The 18,312-nt window shown below is 34.3% G+C and carries 16 protein-coding genes; 11 read left to right on the forward strand and 5 right to left on the reverse strand.

What is annotated here, in order from left to right:
* The coding region (locus tag ERX46_RS09875) for a group II intron maturase-specific domain-containing protein (protein ID WP_317127192.1) at positions 1-421 on the forward strand (421 nt) is incomplete at its 5' end.
* 56 nt (positions 422-477) lie between these two features.
* On the opposite strand, the gene ERX46_RS09880 is transcribed toward ERX46_RS09875, so the two are convergent.
* The 5 genes from ERX46_RS09880 to ERX46_RS09900 form a co-directional block, all read right to left on the reverse strand.
* Positions 478-1,953: a hypothetical protein gene (locus ERX46_RS09880; RefSeq protein ID WP_130093707.1), complete on the reverse strand. Its 1,476-nt coding sequence runs from the start codon at positions 1,951-1,953 to the stop codon at positions 478-480.
* Entirely contained in the window at positions 1,944-4,220 is a 2,277-nt protein-coding gene (locus tag ERX46_RS09885) for a caspase family protein (RefSeq protein WP_130093708.1), read from the reverse strand. Before ERX46_RS09885 ends, ERX46_RS09880 begins: the two co-directional genes overlap by 10 nt.
* 252 nt (positions 4,221-4,472) lie before the next feature.
* Positions 4,473-5,441 (reverse strand): oxidoreductase family protein, encoded by a 969-nt coding sequence (locus ERX46_RS09890; RefSeq protein ID WP_130093709.1) that lies wholly within the window; start codon positions 5,439-5,441, stop codon positions 4,473-4,475.
* Positions 5,442-5,638: 197 nt separating this feature from the next.
* Complete coding sequence (locus tag ERX46_RS09895) at positions 5,639-6,013, reverse strand: YccF domain-containing protein (RefSeq protein WP_130093710.1); 375 nt, start codon at positions 6,011-6,013, stop codon at positions 5,639-5,641.
* A gap of 49 nt (positions 6,014-6,062) precedes the next feature.
* Entirely contained in the window at positions 6,063-6,689 is a 627-nt protein-coding gene (locus ERX46_RS09900; protein ID WP_130093711.1) for a carbonic anhydrase, read from the reverse strand.
* Between the two features lie 252 nt (positions 6,690-6,941).
* Between ERX46_RS09900 and ERX46_RS09905 the strand changes: the two genes are divergently transcribed.
* From ERX46_RS09905 to ERX46_RS09950, 10 genes are all read left to right on the forward strand, one after another.
* Positions 6,942-7,397, forward strand: coding sequence for a DUF305 domain-containing protein (locus ERX46_RS09905; protein ID WP_207214156.1), 456 nt, complete (start codon positions 6,942-6,944; stop codon positions 7,395-7,397).
* A 114-nt stretch (positions 7,398-7,511) separates the two neighbouring features.
* Positions 7,512-7,949, forward strand: a complete 438-nt coding sequence (locus ERX46_RS09910; RefSeq protein ID WP_130093712.1) for an HYC_CC_PP family protein — start codon at positions 7,512-7,514, stop codon at positions 7,947-7,949.
* A gap of 123 nt (positions 7,950-8,072) precedes the next feature.
* Positions 8,073-11,873, forward strand: a complete 3,801-nt coding sequence (locus tag ERX46_RS09915; protein WP_130093713.1) for an efflux RND transporter permease subunit — start codon at positions 8,073-8,075, stop codon at positions 11,871-11,873.
* Complete coding sequence (locus tag ERX46_RS09920) at positions 11,870-13,078, forward strand: TolC family protein (RefSeq protein WP_130093714.1); 1,209 nt, start codon at positions 11,870-11,872, stop codon at positions 13,076-13,078. Before ERX46_RS09915 ends, ERX46_RS09920 begins: the two co-directional genes overlap by 4 nt.
* A 1-nt stretch (position 13,079) precedes the next feature.
* A complete protein-coding gene (locus ERX46_RS09925; protein WP_130093715.1) occupies positions 13,080-14,837 on the forward strand; it encodes an efflux RND transporter periplasmic adaptor subunit in 1,758 nt (585 codons plus the stop codon).
* A gap of 30 nt (positions 14,838-14,867) precedes the next feature.
* Positions 14,868-15,458 (forward strand): DUF3347 domain-containing protein, encoded by a 591-nt coding sequence (locus ERX46_RS09930; protein WP_130093716.1) that lies wholly within the window; start codon positions 14,868-14,870, stop codon positions 15,456-15,458.
* 1 nt (position 15,459) lies between these two features.
* A complete protein-coding gene (locus tag ERX46_RS09935) occupies positions 15,460-15,903 on the forward strand; it encodes a heme-binding domain-containing protein (protein ID WP_130093717.1) in 444 nt (147 codons plus the stop codon).
* A gap of 4 nt (positions 15,904-15,907) precedes the next feature.
* Complete coding sequence (locus ERX46_RS09940; protein ID WP_130093718.1) at positions 15,908-16,477, forward strand: AraC family transcriptional regulator; 570 nt, start codon at positions 15,908-15,910, stop codon at positions 16,475-16,477.
* 158 nt (positions 16,478-16,635) lie between these two features.
* A complete protein-coding gene (locus ERX46_RS09945; RefSeq protein WP_130093719.1) occupies positions 16,636-17,460 on the forward strand; it encodes a universal stress protein in 825 nt (274 codons plus the stop codon).
* A complete protein-coding gene (locus ERX46_RS09950) occupies positions 17,457-18,305 on the forward strand; it encodes an ATP cone domain-containing protein (protein WP_130093720.1) in 849 nt (282 codons plus the stop codon). The genes ERX46_RS09945 and ERX46_RS09950 overlap by 4 nt, the downstream gene beginning before the upstream one ends.
* Positions 18,306-18,312: the final 7 nt, after the last annotated feature.

An 18,312-nucleotide genomic window follows, 5' to 3' on the forward strand; every position in this document is an offset into this window, starting at 1 on the left:
ACTAAAAGTCTTCACCCGAAAAACCACTCCGATGACTTTTGAAGAGCGTATCCAAAAGATTAACGAAGTTCAACGCGGATGGTTAAACTATTTTCGTGGAACAAGTATCAAAGGAAAGCTTAGAGATGTTGACGGATGGTTACGGAATCGGCTACGCTATTGCATTTGGCATCATTGGAAGAAGCCTGAACGGAAGAGAAAGAATCTCATTCGATTAGGAATTGACCAAGACCATGCATACGCTTACAGCCGAACCCGAATGGGAGGATGGGCAGTCGCACAAAGTCCTATTTTAGTGACTACAATAACTATTTCAAGGCTAAAGAAACGTGGATATATTGGAATGTTGGAACTTCATTTGTCGTTTAATCCACCAAGATGCGAACCGCCGTATACGAGACCCGTACGTACGGTGGTGTGAGAGGCGCACTCCGTCAGTTTATCTGGCGGAGCCGTCTACTCGATTGGGTGTAGTTTTTATATTTTAACAAGTCGATCTTCGATAATTTCCTTTTCTGTCATATACTTCCACAATGAAGAATAGTTGATTATTTTCCCTTCAAACTCTGTCATTTTTAGTATTAAAACAGCAATGAGAAAGTGAACTCTAAGACTTACATACAAAGCTTCTTTAAAAACTTTGTCTTCGTCTACATATTTGACAAAACTGCCGTGCAAATAAGAGTTTCTTTTTTTAAGAATTTTTAGTTGTTCTTCATTCAATTTATAACCAACTCGATTGAATGGTTCTGCTAGTTTATCAGCATTTGGAGGAGTGTTTAACGAGTCTAGTTTCCGCTTGATGATCTCTAGATTAATATCTTCTTTAGCAATGTTTTTATCCTTTATGTATTTTTCAATATTATCAATAGTCATTGATATAATCTCATTAGCAATATCATTATCCTTAATAGGGTTTAATCTTTCTTTAGTGGACTTAAATTTATTAGAGATTAAACTAGTTATTGCTTCTAATGCAACATAATAATTGGGAAGTCTAATTTCTAATGAAGAGTGATGCCCATGAATGAATAATATTACCGCTCTTTGAGCTTTTTCTTCATCATTAAATAATTCAACTAATTTGGAAAAAGTTGTTGCGTCAAAATCATAGATATCTTCATATAATTTTTCCTTTAGAGCTTTTTCTTCCGTTTCATTTAGGTTTTCAAATTCATCTTTATAGATGGAGTATATGTTTGTTGTGAATGTTGGTTGGTTCGTTATGGCTGAAACTCTCATTGAATAGTAGCTTATTTCATCAACAACTTCCATTTCTTCCGTTTCAAACCCTAGTATGTAAGATTGATCATGATGAAGATTACCTTTGACAAAAGCAAAAGTCAACATGATGTTAAAACAGATTTTTTGAAATTCTTTTTCAGAGAGTTTAGCCCCACTATCAATAAAAAGGTAATTTTCATTTTTAAACTTTCTCTGATAGATATAGTACTTGATTCCTTTAACATCTATTAGAAGATAAAATGCCCTAGACTTTCTACCATTAGAAGAGAATGTGACTGGAAACTTTTGAAAATCAGAAAGATTAATTTTCTCATTTCCAAGAGGCAAAATAAATCTTCGAAATAAACCTTCATTTTTATTAATACTCTTGGTGTTAGATAGAGAATAAATTGAACCAGATAAAATCTTGAGGTTATCTTCAGAATAAGCAATATTGTTCAAGTAGATATCGCGTCCTGAAACAAAATAATTCCCAGAATCACTACTAAATTCATATTCTATCGACCGATCAAAATCTAATTCTTTGTGGGTTTGAACTCCTGCAATTATAGGAGAAGAGCCGTCAAAATTGTAACAATTATTACCTTTCGATATTTTTAATTCACGACCACTTAGGTGATGGTCTTCATTAGAGAACTCAAGACTTTGTTCTATTTGAAGAGAAAATATTTTTTCAATGCTTTGATCAATTTTTCTTTCTATTTCCATTTTTCTAACAGTTTAACAGGTAATTTAAATTGCATATCCTCAATAGGTTTTCCATTTTCGATTGGTTGAAAAACAGAGCATAATTCGCCATTCTCATCATGAAATTCATCAACTAGTAGTACTCCGGTAGCATGTTTATCAGTATCAACATCAGGAAATACTACTTTTACATTGTCTCCTTTCTTCCAATATGGGACAACAGAGGAATTTTTTTGACCTTCTTGTATTATTTCCTCCATGCTCTTAAGAATCAAGCCGGATTCTAACAAATCTCCCTCTGTATTAAACATTGGGTTTATTACCGGCTTCAGATTTTCTTTAAAAAATGATTGAAGGTATGTGTCGAGTTCAAAGTCTGACTTTATTATTTTTATCGAAAATTTGCCTTCGATTTCTGTAAACAATTGCCAATTGTCTATGAAAGCATCAAATTCTTCTGGCTTTGACAATAGCGGCACGATTTCTCCTAATACAATCGATTTATCATCTTCATCTTTCACTATACCTATTGGAGTGTAGTCATTTTCAATAATTTCATTTGACTCTTCAAATTGGGCACTAAATAAGGCTTTGTCAAACCCTTTCACCTTTATAAATGAATCTTTGGGTTTCTTTAGCTTTGAAAGAGTGCTGTATGATCCGAATGTCTTATTTGGAATAATCATTCCCATTGGATCATCTGTACCTAACATATTTCTGAAAAATGCTAATTCAGCGTCAATCTCTTCTTTTTTAAACCTATGAATTGCTTTGCCAATTTTGACAAATGAATTCTCTCCATTTTCATATTTGATACTAATGCAGAATTTTCCCTCATTAATGTTGTTATTGGGGTTCCAACTAACTATGGCGACCGGTACTGAATCTATTTTATTGTATATGGCTCTAATTTGTCCTTGCCCCTTTGAAAGTAATTCAGTCCAAAGCGAGTAATCAAAGTTAACTAGTCTTGTTTCTTGTAAGCCTATATACTTGGATTGGCCTAAAATTCTGTCTGCATTTCTTAAACACCCAAAATGAACGTTACCAACTTTGTTTTTCAAGTTTATTTCATCTATTTCAACAAGAAGTGAGTCATTGGTGCTAATTTTTTCATCACAGTGTAAACAGGTCATTTGGTCCTTATTGAATTCAAGAAGTTCTTGTAGATAATCTGAATGTGATACTGAGTGACTCTGACTTTCAATATGTTCGATTTCTTCGTCAGCTTTAATAACTATTACTTTGGAGGACTTTGAATATTCTGGATTTAAATCCAAAAATCTATTCATTCCAATCCAAGTAGCAAATCTCTTGACAAGCTTAATTCTCTCGGAACCCATTATAGCGTATTCATCCTCAAATTTAATTTTTTTATTTCCATCCTCATTAAATCTGAAGTTTTCAAGAATCATATAATCTGATCCATCCACAAAGGATTCTACAAGTAAAATCTCTTTACCAGAAGCTAGTCGGTCCTTTTTTTTGGTGTATTGAGAAATTTCTGTACGAAGGTTTTTGGAATTTGGAATGCCACGAGATTCCTGTATTGTAGTTTGAATGTGTTCATGGTTCAGTTCTAAAATCATTTCGCCTTCCGAATGCTCAATATTTTCAATAACTGCCCAATGAGGTGTTTGGTGAGAGTTGTTTTCTGTTAACACTTTCGTGTATAACATGACTTCAGTAGCGCTTAAATATTTGTTAGTGTTAAGATCTAGTGCCCTTAAGAGATATTTGCAGAATGGACTGTGATTTTTTGGAGAGCCATCTGAGACTTTCTCTTCACCGCCCGAGGAAATCATCCAACGGGATTTTTTTTGACTTAATAAAGTGTAACTCTCTTCTTTTCTAATAGCTCTTGTGGTAGTAAGGAATGTACCGGAAAAGCAAGAGTCAGCAATGAGCCAAATATGACGAGCGTTTATGTCTTGAATATGATCCTTGATTACAGAATTCTCCATCCAAGAAGTCGAATCAGAGGTTCCTTCATGAGGAATCCAATAACCTCTTTTAGTGTGAGGATTCATATTTCCATGACCAGCAAAGAATACAATTAAACTATCATTAAGCTCAATAATTTGTTTTATGGTATTTAGAGAGGTATAAATATTCGATTTTGTCGCATTTTCATTAAAAAGAGGATCTTCTACTTCTTCAAAAGAGTATTTGTCAATCAAAATTTGAGATAACTCGTGACAATCAAGAACTGCGTTGTTAAGATTTGTCCAAACTGGTGAACTGTAATTATCGATGCCTATTACAAAAAGTAAGTTTCTTCCTTTCATTTATTTTGTAGTAATTACACCCAACTTATTTGTATAAAACACAAACCTGTACAACTTTATAAACAGTATGTGAACTTGTACAGTTATGTGTTATAATACTTAATACCTTCAAATTTAATATTTTATTTTACAAATCCTCAAAAGGACTTCTGATATATTGTAAACTATTTAGTATTATGCAGGTATAATTCCTCAATGTTTGACTGCTTTTCAAACTCAATTTTCGAATACATTGTATTTTCACCCCAAATTCTACAACCCCTCCAAAACCTCCTCCACCAACTTCAAACTATACCCATTCACTTTCTCATGACTCGGCATCCAACCCAATAAAAACCGCGTAAAGTCCGTAGAAGCAACCGGAAACATTGCTCTCCACTCCTGCTCTAGTGCTTTGTATTCTTCAGAAGTAAACTTATCTCGACAACCAATTTCTAATGCCTCAAAATAGAAATCCAATAACTCCGTTTCATATTTTTCGCATTCATTTCCAAAAAGACAACTCCCTAAAAAATAAGTCACGTCTTTCATTCCACAACCTCCTCCTACATATTGAAAATCGACGGCGGCAACTGACTTTCCATCATTCGAAAAGCAAAAATTCGCCACTTTAGCATCGCCGTGTACCAAAGTTTGGTATTGACAATTATTCAAGATTTCATCTATGACTTTGGCTTTATTCTTTAAATCCGAAGCTTGCATTTGTGCTAATTCATCTGGTCGGGTGGCGATGTGCCAATACGTTCCTATTTCCCATAATCCTTCAGGTTTTTCATTGATGAAAGTCCCGTGGAAATTGGCCAACCATTTTAGACACGCTTTTACTTCTGGAAGGGACAAGTGTTGTTTTCGTGCAGGGAATTGAGTGTCCAAATCTTCTAATACAATCCATTGATCTTGCGCTTGAGAAAACGACCCTAAAAATTGTGGAGTTCGACAATCATCCGTACAAAGTTGATTATAGTTTTCGTACCAATTCGTTTCAACTTGATAGGATTTCACTTTTCTATTGTGAGAATTATCGGTATTCCATCCTCTAGGATGAGCGTTGGCTTGAGTAAGTGAAATATGCTTTATCACAACAGTTTCAAACGCTGCTCCTGTTAACTTAATTCTAGAAATCTTTCCATATCCACTCCACAACGATTGAATAATTTCTGTTTCATGACATTCTTTTGCTTCGGTCTTTATGAGTAGAAAATCTTTAAAATCAGGATTCATTATTTAATCTTTTGTGATGACAAGTAAAAGATGTTAGACGATAGACGATAGACAAAAAAGACGCTTTACTCTTTGTCTAACATCTAATGTCTATAGTCTAATAAAGATTTTTTAGAAGCTAAAACCAAATGCACTAATCCCGATGGCTTATCGGGAGCATATTTCCAACTATTTACGAGGCCAATAAAAACACTCATCTACCTTTCAATAATCTCTCTTCCAAAAGGAGTCAAGGCCAATGTTGCTAATTTAAAATGTTGTCTAGCCCAAGGGTAACCGATAATTGTAATTGCGAATAAAATTCCAAACAGGAAATGCGTTACAAAAATCCAAAATCCGCCAACGAAAAACCATATTATATTCATGATGAGCGACAAACCTCCATTTGAGTTTTCAATCACTCGGGTTTCTTTACCAAATGGCCACAACGCCAAACCTGCTAACTTCAAAGTTTGTAAACCAAATGGAATTCCAATGATGGTGATCATCAATAAAAGACTTGAAATTAAATATTCAATGGCGATGAATATCCCGCCGAAGATTAACCAGATTATGTTTCCTATTGATTTCATTGCATTATTTTTTTAGTGTAGGTGTAAAACTTTATCATATTCTAAAGTTTTAGTCCAAACGGTAAATCTCCTCTATCTCCTTTAGAATACTTTCAAAATCGATATTTAGATCAATCAACTTTCCAGAATGAATATCAAATACCCAACCGTGAACATCGATATTCCTATTTTTTGTTGCTTTCTGAACTGCGGCTGTTTTAATTACATTGATGCATTGTTCTTGCACATTGAGTTCAACTAAACGCTTGTATCGTTCATCTTCGTCAACAATTGCATTCAATTCCTTTTCATGCAATCTGTATACATCTCTAATATTTCTAAGCCAAGGATTTAATAATCCCAAATCGGCAGGTTGCATAGCTGCTTTGACACCACCACAATAATAATGACCACACACAACGATTAGCTTTACCTCTAATTGTGTAACGGCATAATCAATCACAGACATTGCACTTAAATCAGTATTTGGAACCATATTGGCAATATTCCTATGCACAAAAGCATCACCCGGATCTACTCCCATTAACTCCTCTGCTGTCACTCTGCTGTCTGAACAGCCTATATAAAGTATTTCTGGATTCTGACCCTTTGATAGGTTTTTAAAGTAATTTGTATCAAGGCTTAGTTTTTTCTTTACCCAATCTTGGTTGTTCTTAAAGATTTGTTCAATATCCATATATGAAATTTTAATCTTGTGTTTTTTCTGCTAATATCGAAACAAAAATAAACTGTCTTCAATAAAATCCTACGAAAATTACAATAAATACAGTTAGTGTTGCATTAAAACATGTATTATTTGTGAAAGGTAATATGGTTTTAATTCTCATGCCCAACTAACTTACAGCATAATATGATCTACTCATTTGCTAAACCTAAACAGAAAAGTTATTTTTATCGTAAATTGTTTAATCATAAAAACTACACTCAGATGGAAAAGTCAAATTACACAAAGTTTATTCTTATGCTGATTTGTTCAGCAATTTCAATGTACATCACCATGTATTTTAATACTTATGAATTTAGTCATGTCTATTTTAGTTGGACAAGAATGTACATGACTTTCATTGGAATTGGTGGAATGGCGATTGTCATGTTTCTATTTATGAGGAAAATGTACACCAATAAAGTTAAAAACGCCACAATTATTATTGGTAGCTTAATATTAATGTCAGTATCAACTTTTTTAGTTCGTCAGCAAATTCCTGTAGATGATGTTAGATGGATGAGAGCGATGATACCTCATCATTCAATTGCAATTTTGACAAGTAAAAATGCAGATATAAGTGATCCTGATGTTAAAAAGTTAGCCGATGATATTATCAAAGCACAAGAGAGAGAAATTACTGAAATGAAAAAGATGATAGAAAGATTGGAGAATGAGTAAAGGCTTCAAAAACAAGACTATCAAAATATGACTTTTAACTGTAATTAAAATTAAATCAGAAAATGATAACCCTACATCAATTTTATTTGTATAAGTTTGTTGTAATTCACAGATATGTTAAAAAGAATTTCATCCATATTCTTAATGCTCGTTATTCTCGTTTTAAATTCGGGACTAACTTACATTACGCATTATTGCGGTGGTGAAGCGGTGGAATCTACATTCAGTTTGGTTCATTCAGATTTGAGTTGTGGTATGACTCCATCTGAAATGGAAGATTGCACAAATGTTGGTCATAACGAACACAAAGAATCAATTCAAAAGAAGGGATGTTGTGAAAATGAATACCATTCTATTTCTGCGGACATTGACTATAATAAAACTCAAGTTACTGCAAGTGCGCATTTAGACTTTAAATTTGTAGTCGCTTTTGCTTATTCATTTGTAATTAACAACTTGTTTTTACAGAAAGAGAAACAATCATTTGAATCTTATCGCCCTCCCTTTATTGATCAGGATATTTCTGTCTTGCATCAGGTATTTATAATCTAGAAAAACATACAATTAATGTTTCATTTTTTGAAAGTGAAACAAGAGGATATAGCTTTTGGTCTGAAACAGATTTGATATAGCGTATTCCTCAATGAATTTATTATTCATTTTTAAATGTATGTTATGTTGAATAAAATTATAAAGTACTTCCTTGAAAACAAGTTAGTCACGATATTAATATTGGTTTTATTTATTGGATGGGGATTGGTTACCTCTCCTTTCAATTGGAATACTGGGTTTTTACCTTCAGATCCAGTAGCCGTTGATGCTATTCCAGATATTGGAGAAAATCAACAAATTGTATTTACTGAGTGGATGGGAAGATCTCCTCAGGACATCGAGGATCAAATTACTTATCCTTTAACGACTTCGCTACTTGGAATACCTGGAGTAAAATCTATTCGAAGTTCTTCCATATTCGGATTCAGTAGTATTTACATCATTTTTGATGAAGATGTTGAGTTTTATTGGTCAAGATCGAGAATCATTGAAAAATTAAACTCACTTCCTGCTAAATTACTTCCGGATGATGTTAAACCAGCTTTGGGTCCAGATGCAACTGCATTGGGACAAGTCTATTGGTACACAATTGAAGGAAGAGATAAAGAGGGAAATCCAACTGGTGGTTGGGACTTACACGAAATCAGAACTGTACAAGACTTCTTTGTAAAGTACAATCTGAATGCCGCTGAAGGTGTTTCAGAAGTCGCTTCGATTGGTGGATATGTTCAAGAATATCAAATTGATGTTAATCCTGACGCACTGAAAAACTACAACATTCCGCTTTACGAGGTAATGAATGCAGTAAGGAAGTCGAACCGTGATATAGGGGCCAAAACCATAGAAATAAACAAAGCTGAATACTTGGTTAGAGGTTTAGGCTACATCGAATCTATCGAGGATATAGAAAAGGCAGTAGTCGCTGTGAATGAAAATGTTCCGATTAGAATAATGGATATTGCAGTCGTTTCTTTAGGCCCTGCAACCAGAAGAGGTCTTTTGGATAAAGATGGAGCTGAAGTTGTGGGTGGTGTTGCTGTAGCACGTTATGGCTCTAATCCTTTAGAGGTTATTAATAATGTTAAAGAGAAAATTGGTGAAATAGCCAGTGGATTACCGAAGAAAACATTGGCCGATGGAACGGAAAGTCAATTGACTATAATTCCATTTTACGACAGAACAGAACTCATCAATGAAACCATCGGTACACTTGAAGAAGCATTGTCTCTTGAATTATTGATTGTTATTTTGGTAGTCGTTGTAATGGTGCTTAATTTACAAGCTTCTATTCTTATTTCCAGTTTACTTCCTGTGGCCATATTAATGGTCTTTATTGCCATGCGTTACTTTCATATCGATGCCAATATTGTCGCCTTGTCGGGTATTGCCATTGCGATTGGAACCATGGTCGATCTGGGGATAATACTCTCCGAAAACATCATAAAACACATTAAAGAATCTCCCGCCAGTCAAAAATTGATTGATACGGTTTATAATGGTGTAGCTGAAGTGAGTTCTGCTATTTTAACTGCCGTAACGACAACAATTGTGAGTTTTATTCCTGTGTTTACAATGCAAGCTGCAGAAGGAAAACTATTTCGACCTTTGGCATTTACAAAAACGTTTGCTTTATTGGCTTCCTTGATTGTTGTGCTGATTATTCTCCCTACGCTTGCACATTTGGTATTTAAAATTAAAATCAAGAAAAACACCAAAGGAATAGTAGTGAATTTAATACTTATTGTGGGTGGTTTAATCACCGCGATATGGATCAGTGTATGGGGAGGATTGACTTTATTGGCTTTTGGAATAGCATGGTTTATTTCTGAATACAGTGCAAAGCAGAACTTTATCACGAAGCATCTTTCCATCTTCATAACCGTTATATCCGTTGTATGGTTATTGGCTAAATATTGGATGCCTCTAGGAGCAAGTAACTCTCTCCTAATGAATTTTATATTTGTAGGTATCATAGTAACTGTAATTCTTGGTGCTTTCTATTTACTCGAAAAGTATTATACAAACCTGCTCAATTGGTGTTTAGAAAATAAAAAGAAGTTTTTACTTATTCCAACTTTCGTTATTCTTTTTGGAGCTACCGCTTGGCTTGGATTCAATTCCATATTTGGATTTGTTGCCACAGGATTCGATAAAGTAGGATTAAATATTAGAAAGACTTCCGTTTGGTCTAGCTTATCTCATTCTATGCCCGGTCTTGGTAAAGAATTTATGCCGTCATTGGATGAAGGAAGTTTTTTACTCATGCCTACCTCCATGCCTCATGCAGGTATTGAACAAAACAAACAAGTGATTCAACAATTGGATATGCTTCTGGCAAATATTCCTGAGGTAGAATTGTCTGTGGGGAAAATGGGAAGAGTGGAATCTGCACTAGACCCTGCTCCTATTTCGATGTATGAAAGTATTATCAATTACAAACCTGAGTATATTTTAAATAAAAAAGGACACAGAGAGCGTTTTAAAATTGATGATGATAATAATTATATTCTTAAAAATGGAGATACACTCTCTGGAGAAGAAGCCGTCAACAAAAACATCAAAGAAGAAGATTTAATTTCAGATGATTCAGGTCATTACTTCCGTAATTGGAGAAAAAGTATTCGTTCTCCAGATGATATTTGGGACGAAATTATAAAGGTGACCAATATCCCAGGTGTAACATCAGCTCCAAAACTTCAACCTATTGAAACACGATTGGTGATGCTTCAAACAGGGATGAGAGCTCCTATGGGAATTAAAGTATTTGGTCCTGATTTAGAAACCATTGAAAGTTTTGGAATGGAACTGGAAGCCATTTTAAAGCAAGTTCCTTCTGTAAAATCGGAAGCTGTTTTTGCGGACAGAATTGTAGGTAAACCTTATATACATTTGAATATAGACAGAGATGCTATTTCCAGATATGGTTTAAACATCGAAGATGTACAGCAAACTATAGAAGTTGCAATTGGAGGGATGGAAATCACTTCTACTGTGGAAGGTCGTAAACGTTTTCCAGTGAGGGTTCGTTATCCTAGAGAACTGCGTGATGATCCTAGTCAGCTTGCAAAAGTATTTATTCCTACACCCACCAATGTTCAGGTTCCTTTAGCTGAATTGGTGGATATTGAATATGTGAAAGGTCCACAAATGATAAAAAGTGAAAACACCTTCTTGGTGGGCTATGTCTTACTGGATAAAAAGGATGGTTTCGCCGAAGTTGATGTGGTAGAAGATGCCCAACGTTTTATCAAAGACAAAATAGATCAAGGAGAATTAACTGTTCCCAATGGAGTGAGTTATAAGTTTTCTGGAAGTTACGAGAATCAAGTGAGAGCAGAAAAAAGACTCGCAATCATTGTTCCGTTAGTTTTGGTGGTTATTTTCCTAATTCTTTACTTTCAATTCAAATCTGTCAGTACATCCTTGATGATTTTCACAGGGATAGCGATGGCATTTAGTGGTGGATTTATCATCTTATGGCTCTACGGTCAAGATTGGTTCTTGAACTTTGATCTTTTCGATATGAGTATGCGAGACCTTTTCCAATTGCGGACAATCAACATGAGTGTTGCCGTCTGGGTTGGGTTCATTGCCCTCTTTGGAATTGCTACAGACGATGGTGTTTTAATGGGAACTTATCTTGATCAAAGTTTTAAAAAGAACAAGACCAATTCAATACCACAATTAAAGGAAGCAGTGGTAATAGCTGGTCAACGCAGGATAAAACCTGCCATCATGACTTCAGCAACAACGATTATTGCATTGTTACCTATTCTAACGTCCACAGGAAGAGGAGCCGACATTATGATTCCGATGGCAATTCCCGCTTTTGGAGGAATGCTACTGGCTTCTATCACTTACTTTATTGTTCCCGTTCTTTATTACTGGAGAGAGGAACGTAAATTTAAAAAAGAAACGAAATGAGATATTATTTAAAAATAGTAGTGGTTTTATTTTTAGGAATAAGCACTCTTGGTTCTGCACAATCTTTAGACGGATATCTAGAAGAAGCAGCAGAAAATAATCCGTTATTGAAAGCTAAATATGCTGAATTTCAGTCATCCGTTCAAAGAGTGGCGCAGGTGAACTCGCTTCCTAATCCGAGTATTTCATTTGGATTTTTATTGAGTCCATCTACTCCACATCCAGGAAATGAGAAAGCCAGTATTGGAATTCAACAGATGATTCCTTGGTTTGGTACATTGAAAACTTCGGGAAGTATTTATGAACTTCAGTCAGAAGCTTTGTATCATGATTTTCTTGATGCAAAAAATGAGTTGTACATGAATGTAAAGTCAGCTTGGTATCCTTTATATGTAGTCAATCGTAAAATTCTATTGCAGAAAGAAAATAGAAAAGTGTTGATGAGTTACAAACAACTCGCAACGACTGGATTCAAAGTGGGTAAAAACACAATGGTGGATGTAATTCGCGTAGATCTCTTGATTGAGAATACGGATACTGAAATTAAACTGCTTGAAGAGGAGATAAAGCCTTTGACTATCACTTTCAATAATCTTCTCAATAAGGAAGATACGTCTGAAATCGCTATTGAAGATACAATCGGCTTGGTTGAAATCCCTGCGAATTATAGAAGAGACAGTCTATTGGCCAACAATCCAACTTTGCAATCTCTTGATTTAAAATATCAATCTGCTCAAGCATCAGAAGTTCTAGCAGGCAAAGAAGGATTACCAAGTTTCGGTGTGGGTGTAAATTATAGTTTCATGCCAGATAGCAGAAATATGATTATGCCTATGTTCAGTCTTACTCTTCCGATTTATAGAAAAAGATACAAAGCTTTTGCTAGAGAAGCGCAATTAAATCAAGAAGCAATTGAGTTTTATAAAAGTGATTTCAAAAACACCTTGATTTCAAACTATGAAATGACTTGGTATGAATTAGAAAGTTCAAAAGAGCAATTATCACTCTATCAGAAACAAATCGAAAAATCGAAAATTGTAATTACCCTTCTTGAAAAAGAATACAGCAATACAGGGGAAGATTTTATAGAGATACTACGCATGCAACAAGAATTAATAAACTACCAAATAGCAGAAGCTACGGCAATTTCAAACTTTTATATCGCTTTAGCTAAACTGGATTATTTAACAGCAAAATCAAACTAAAATGAAAAATAGAAAAACAATATATATCGCTTTATCGACTTTAGTAGTTGGATTGCTATTGGGTTGGATGATTTTTGGTTCAGCCGATAGAAACACAAATGCAGAACAAGCGCATGACCATACAGAGGAAACAATTTGGACGTGTTCTATGCATCCACAAATTAGGATGAATGAACCTGGTGCTTGTCCGTTGTGTGGTATGGATTTAATTCCTCTGAGTTCCGATGCTAACGAAGATGGAGATCCGATGGAAATTAGGATGTCCCCTACTGCTATGCAATTAGCGAATGTTCAAACATCAATCGTTTCTAAACAAAAGCCGATTAAGGAAGTTAGAATGAATGGAAAAGTGAAGACGGATGAACGAAACGTTTTTTCACAATCCTCTCATATCCCCGGACGAATTGAAAGATTAACGGTCAACTTTACGGGTGAATCGATTCAAAAAGGTCAGGTTTTGGCTTATATCTATTCTCCTGAACTCATTGCTGCTCAAGAAGAGTTATTCGAAGCACAAAAAATCAAGGAATCTCAACCTTCTTTGTTTAATGCTTCAAAAGAAAAATTGCGCAACTGGAAGTTAACGGAAAAGCAAATCAATCAGATTCTTTCGAATGGAACTATCCAAGAACAGTTTCCAATTTTAGCAGATGTTTCTGGAATCGTAACAGATAAGAAAATCAACCTCGGAGATTATATTCTAAAAGGTCAATCACTCTACGAAATTGCTGACATCAGCACGGTGTGGATTCTTTTTGATGTTTACGAAAGTGATATTCCTTGGGTAAAACAAGGAGATAAAGTTGAGTTTAGTGTTAGAGCACTACCCAATGAAACATTCAACGGAGAGATTTCTTTTATAGATCCAGTAATCAACTCAGTTACCAGAGTTGCTTCAGCAAGGGTAATTATCAAAAACACAGGCAGACGACTGAAACCAGACATGTTTGTTCAAGGAGTGATTAAAAGTCGCCTAGAAAATGATGAAGAAGTTATCATTGTTCCTAAGTCTGCCGTAATGTGGACTGGAGAACGTTCAGTCGTGTATGTAAAAAATGCAACTTCTGACAAAATGGACTTCATGATGCGAATTGTAACATTAGGTCCTTCATTGGGTGATAGTTATTTAATCAAAGAAGGTTTGGAAGTAGACGAAGAAATCGCTACCAACGGAACATTTAGTATTGATGCGGCTGCACAGTTGGCAGGAAAACCAAGTATGATGAGTCCGGAAGGTGGAGCTGCAAATACGGGACATAACCATGGAGATTCACCACAAGTACAAAATACAGTAACTACAGATATTTCAATAAGTAAGAAAGCTAAAGCTGAGTTAGCTCCTGTTTTTGGAGCGTATTTAAATTATAAAAATCATTTAGTAGCGGATGATTTTGAATCAAGTCTTAGTGGTGCTAAAAAAATGGAATCAGCTTTAAAGAAGGTCGATATGAAGTTATTCAAAGGAGAAGCACACGATTTTTGGATGAAACAAAGCGGACTACTTTCTAAAGACTTGCAGAAAGCAGTGGACACAAAAAACATTGGAGATTTAAGGACTTTGTTTAAAAATACATCTGATCAGATGATTGTGCTATTGACCACTTTTGGAGCAATGGATCAACCGCTATATATCGAACATTGTCCAATGGCAAACAACAATAAAGGCGCCGATTGGTTGAGCAGTAGTTCAGATATTGAGAATCCTTATTATGGTGCAGCGATGCTGAAATGTGGTGAGGTGAAGGAGGTTATTAAGTAATGAATTAATAATAATTTAAAAATTAATAAAATGAAAAAAGTAAATTTTAAAGTAATATCAGTAATCATAGCAGGAGGTTTATTCGCTCTAACAAGTTGTGGAGGCGGTGAATCTACAACTACTGAAAAACCATCCCAAAGCACTGAACAAGTGAATTCTTCTGAACAAGAAGAGGATAAAAAGAAAGAGGATAACCTTTCTTCAATTCTAAGCAGTTATTTCGAAATGTCAGAAAACCTCACAAACGACTCTGCCGCTGAAGCAGCAAAATCAAGTAAGAAGTTAAGAGTCGCATTAAAAGACTTTCAAGGTGCTGATCTATCAAATAAAGAATACAAAGAAGTGGATGAGATCATGAAAAGTTCAATTGAACATGCTGAGCACATCACTGAAAATGCTGGAGACATTCATCACCAACGTGAGCATTTGGTTATGCTAAGTTTAGACATGAAAGACTTAATTGAGATTGTTGGAACAGACCAAAAAGTGTACGAAGCATATTGTCCGATGGCAAATAATAACAAAGGTGCTATTTGGATAACAAATAAAAATGTAGTTGAGAACCCTTATATGGGACAAAGTATGCCAAAATGCGGAAAAATAAATGGTGAAATAAAATAATATGAAGTCTTATATTAAATGGATAATATATAGCTTATTGATACTGCTGGTTGGGATACAATTTATCCCAACCAGTACCAATCAACAAGAAATCACACCGTATTCTGACATACGAAAGGTTTATACTATTCCAGATAATGTCTTAACTATTCTTGAGACTTCCTGCTTTGATTGCCACAGTAACAATACAAATTATCCTTTTTACAGCAGAATTCAACCCATGGCAATGTTAATGGACAGACATATTCGCATAGGTAAAGAAGTACTAAACTTTAGTGAGTTTGGAGACTATTCTGCACGAGGGAAAAGAAATAAGCTATTCTCAATACAGAACCAAATTAAGGATGGCGAAATGCCACTTACTTCCTATACATTGATGCACAATGATGCTAAATTATCAGATGAGGACAAGTTAGTAATTGAGGAATGGATAACTAATTTATAGAGCAATGGGTGATATAACAAAGGAGTTTAACATAAAAGGGATGATCTGTAGTAACTGCATAAAAATTCTAGCTATTGAATTTAAAGAAATAGATGCTGAGATCATTGATATCAAACTTGGCAAAATTGTATTGCGTTATAATCCTGAAAAAGTTAGCAATTCAACAATTGAAAAAATCATAAATAACAATAGGTTTGAAGTCATTGGTGTTAGAGAAGATATTCTCGCAGAACAAGTGAAAAAACTTATTATTGAATATGTTTGGTCGACTGATCTTCAAGATAACTTATCTGATTACATCACAAATAGAATGAATCGAAATTACGATTATTTAAGTAAAGTATTTTCGAAAATATTTAATAAAACAGTTCGCCAATATACCATTCTATTAAAAGTTGAACGTACAAAAGAATTAATTGAGGATGGCCAGATAAACTTTTCTGACATTGCTTATTCATTAGGATATCAAAATTCATCTGCATTATCCAGGCAGTTTAAAAATGTAACTGGAATAAACTTATCCGAATATAAAAACCACGAAAACAGTAAAAGGATTCCAATCGACAAAATATGATCTTCAATAAGTGGAAAATGGTAAAGATTAAAGCTTATACTGTTATATATTTGTTTAACAACGAATTAGTCTTTACTTGAAAAAATCAAATACTTGCAGCTATGGATTTTTCTAACAGACAAATAAATTGAACTATTAATAAACTAAACTACAAAATAATGAAAAACATACTTGTACCCACAGACTTTTCTGAATGCGCTCAAATAGCAACAGAATTTGCATTAGAAATTGCGAAAAAAGCAAATGCTGAAATTCACTTTTTACATCTAATTATGACACCTGTAGATTGGGTCAATCTTCCAAAAGAACAGGAGGACAATTTTCATGAAACTAAGAAAGAAATCGGTTATGCTAAGGGTGAATTAGCTAAACTGACAAGAAGAGCAGAAAAAATGGGATTAAAGTCTAAACATTTTTTGGTTTTTGACAAAGGAAGAGAAGAGATAGATCTGCATACAAAACACCATAAACATGATTTCATAGTTATGGGATCTAATGGAGAAAAAGGGTATAAAGGTGTGCTTGGGTCAAATACACAACGTTTAGTTCGTAAATCAAATGTTCCTGTTTTAGTGATCAAACAAAAACCAGAGAATTTTGAAATAAAGAATATATTATTTGCTTCAACCTTTAATAAAGACGCCATTCAATCCTTCAAACAAATTGTTGATTTTGCAAAATTAATGAAAGCTCAAATTCATCTTTTAAATGTTAACACACCAGCTAACTTTAAAGAAACTGGTGAAGCCATAGCAAACATGGAAGCATTTCTAAAACCGTACCCAAATAACACCTACCAAACGAATATCATTAATGCGTTAACTGAAGAAAGAGGAATCAATAAGTTTTCTCATGAAAATGAAATCGATGTGATTGTATTGGCTACTCATGGAAAATCTGGCTTAAAAAAATTACTTTCTCCAAGTATTACAGAAAATGTAATTAATGAATCTGACCTACCTGTTATAACATTACACCTGTGAAAAGCGCTCAGACAATAAATATCGTAAAATACAATGGGGATATAGTTCCTTTTGATGATAGAAAACTTATTAATTCACTTAGACGCGCAAAGGCGAATGAGGATGATATTCAAAATATAGTAAGTGAAATCCAACAGCAAGTCGCAGAGGGAATGACCACAAAAAAGATTTACCAAATGGCTTTTAAAATGCTCAAAAGTAAATCAAGCGTAAGTGCTTCTAAGTACAAACTTAAGAAAGCGTTGATGGAATTGGGACCTTCTGGATTTCCTTTTGAAAGATTTGTTGGAAAAGTATTGGAACATGAAGGTTTTGAAACTGAAGTTGGAATAATTGTCCAAGGGAATTGTGTACAACATGAAGTAGATGTGATAGCACAAAAGGGGAACAAACAATATATGATTGAATGCAAATATCACACTAGTCATGGCAGGTTTTGTAATGTTAAAGTTCCATTATACATACACTCGAGATTCTTAGATGTTGAAATCAGTTGGAAAAATATAAATGGTCATGAAAACAAAGTTTATAAAGGAGGTTTATATACGAATACTCGTTTTACTAGTGATGCGATTCAATATGGCGAATGTGTAGGCTTACTTATGACCAGTTGGGATTATCCAATAAATAATGGTTTAAAAGACAGGATAGATAAGTTAGGATTACATCCTTTAACTGCTCTTACGAATCTCACAAAAGCTGAAAAGACAAAGTTATTAGATTCAGGAATTGTGTTGTGTAGAGAGCTTCATGACAATCCTCATTTATTGGAAGGAATAGGCATTCATAAAAATAGACTTAAAAAGATTTTAGAAGATTCAGAAGAATTATGTAAAAGCAGTTAACAATAAT

The organism is Brumimicrobium glaciale, from assembly GCF_004152935.1.
In the GTDB taxonomy this organism is placed as follows: Bacteria; Bacteroidota; Bacteroidia; order Flavobacteriales_D; family Crocinitomicaceae; genus Brumimicrobium; species Brumimicrobium glaciale.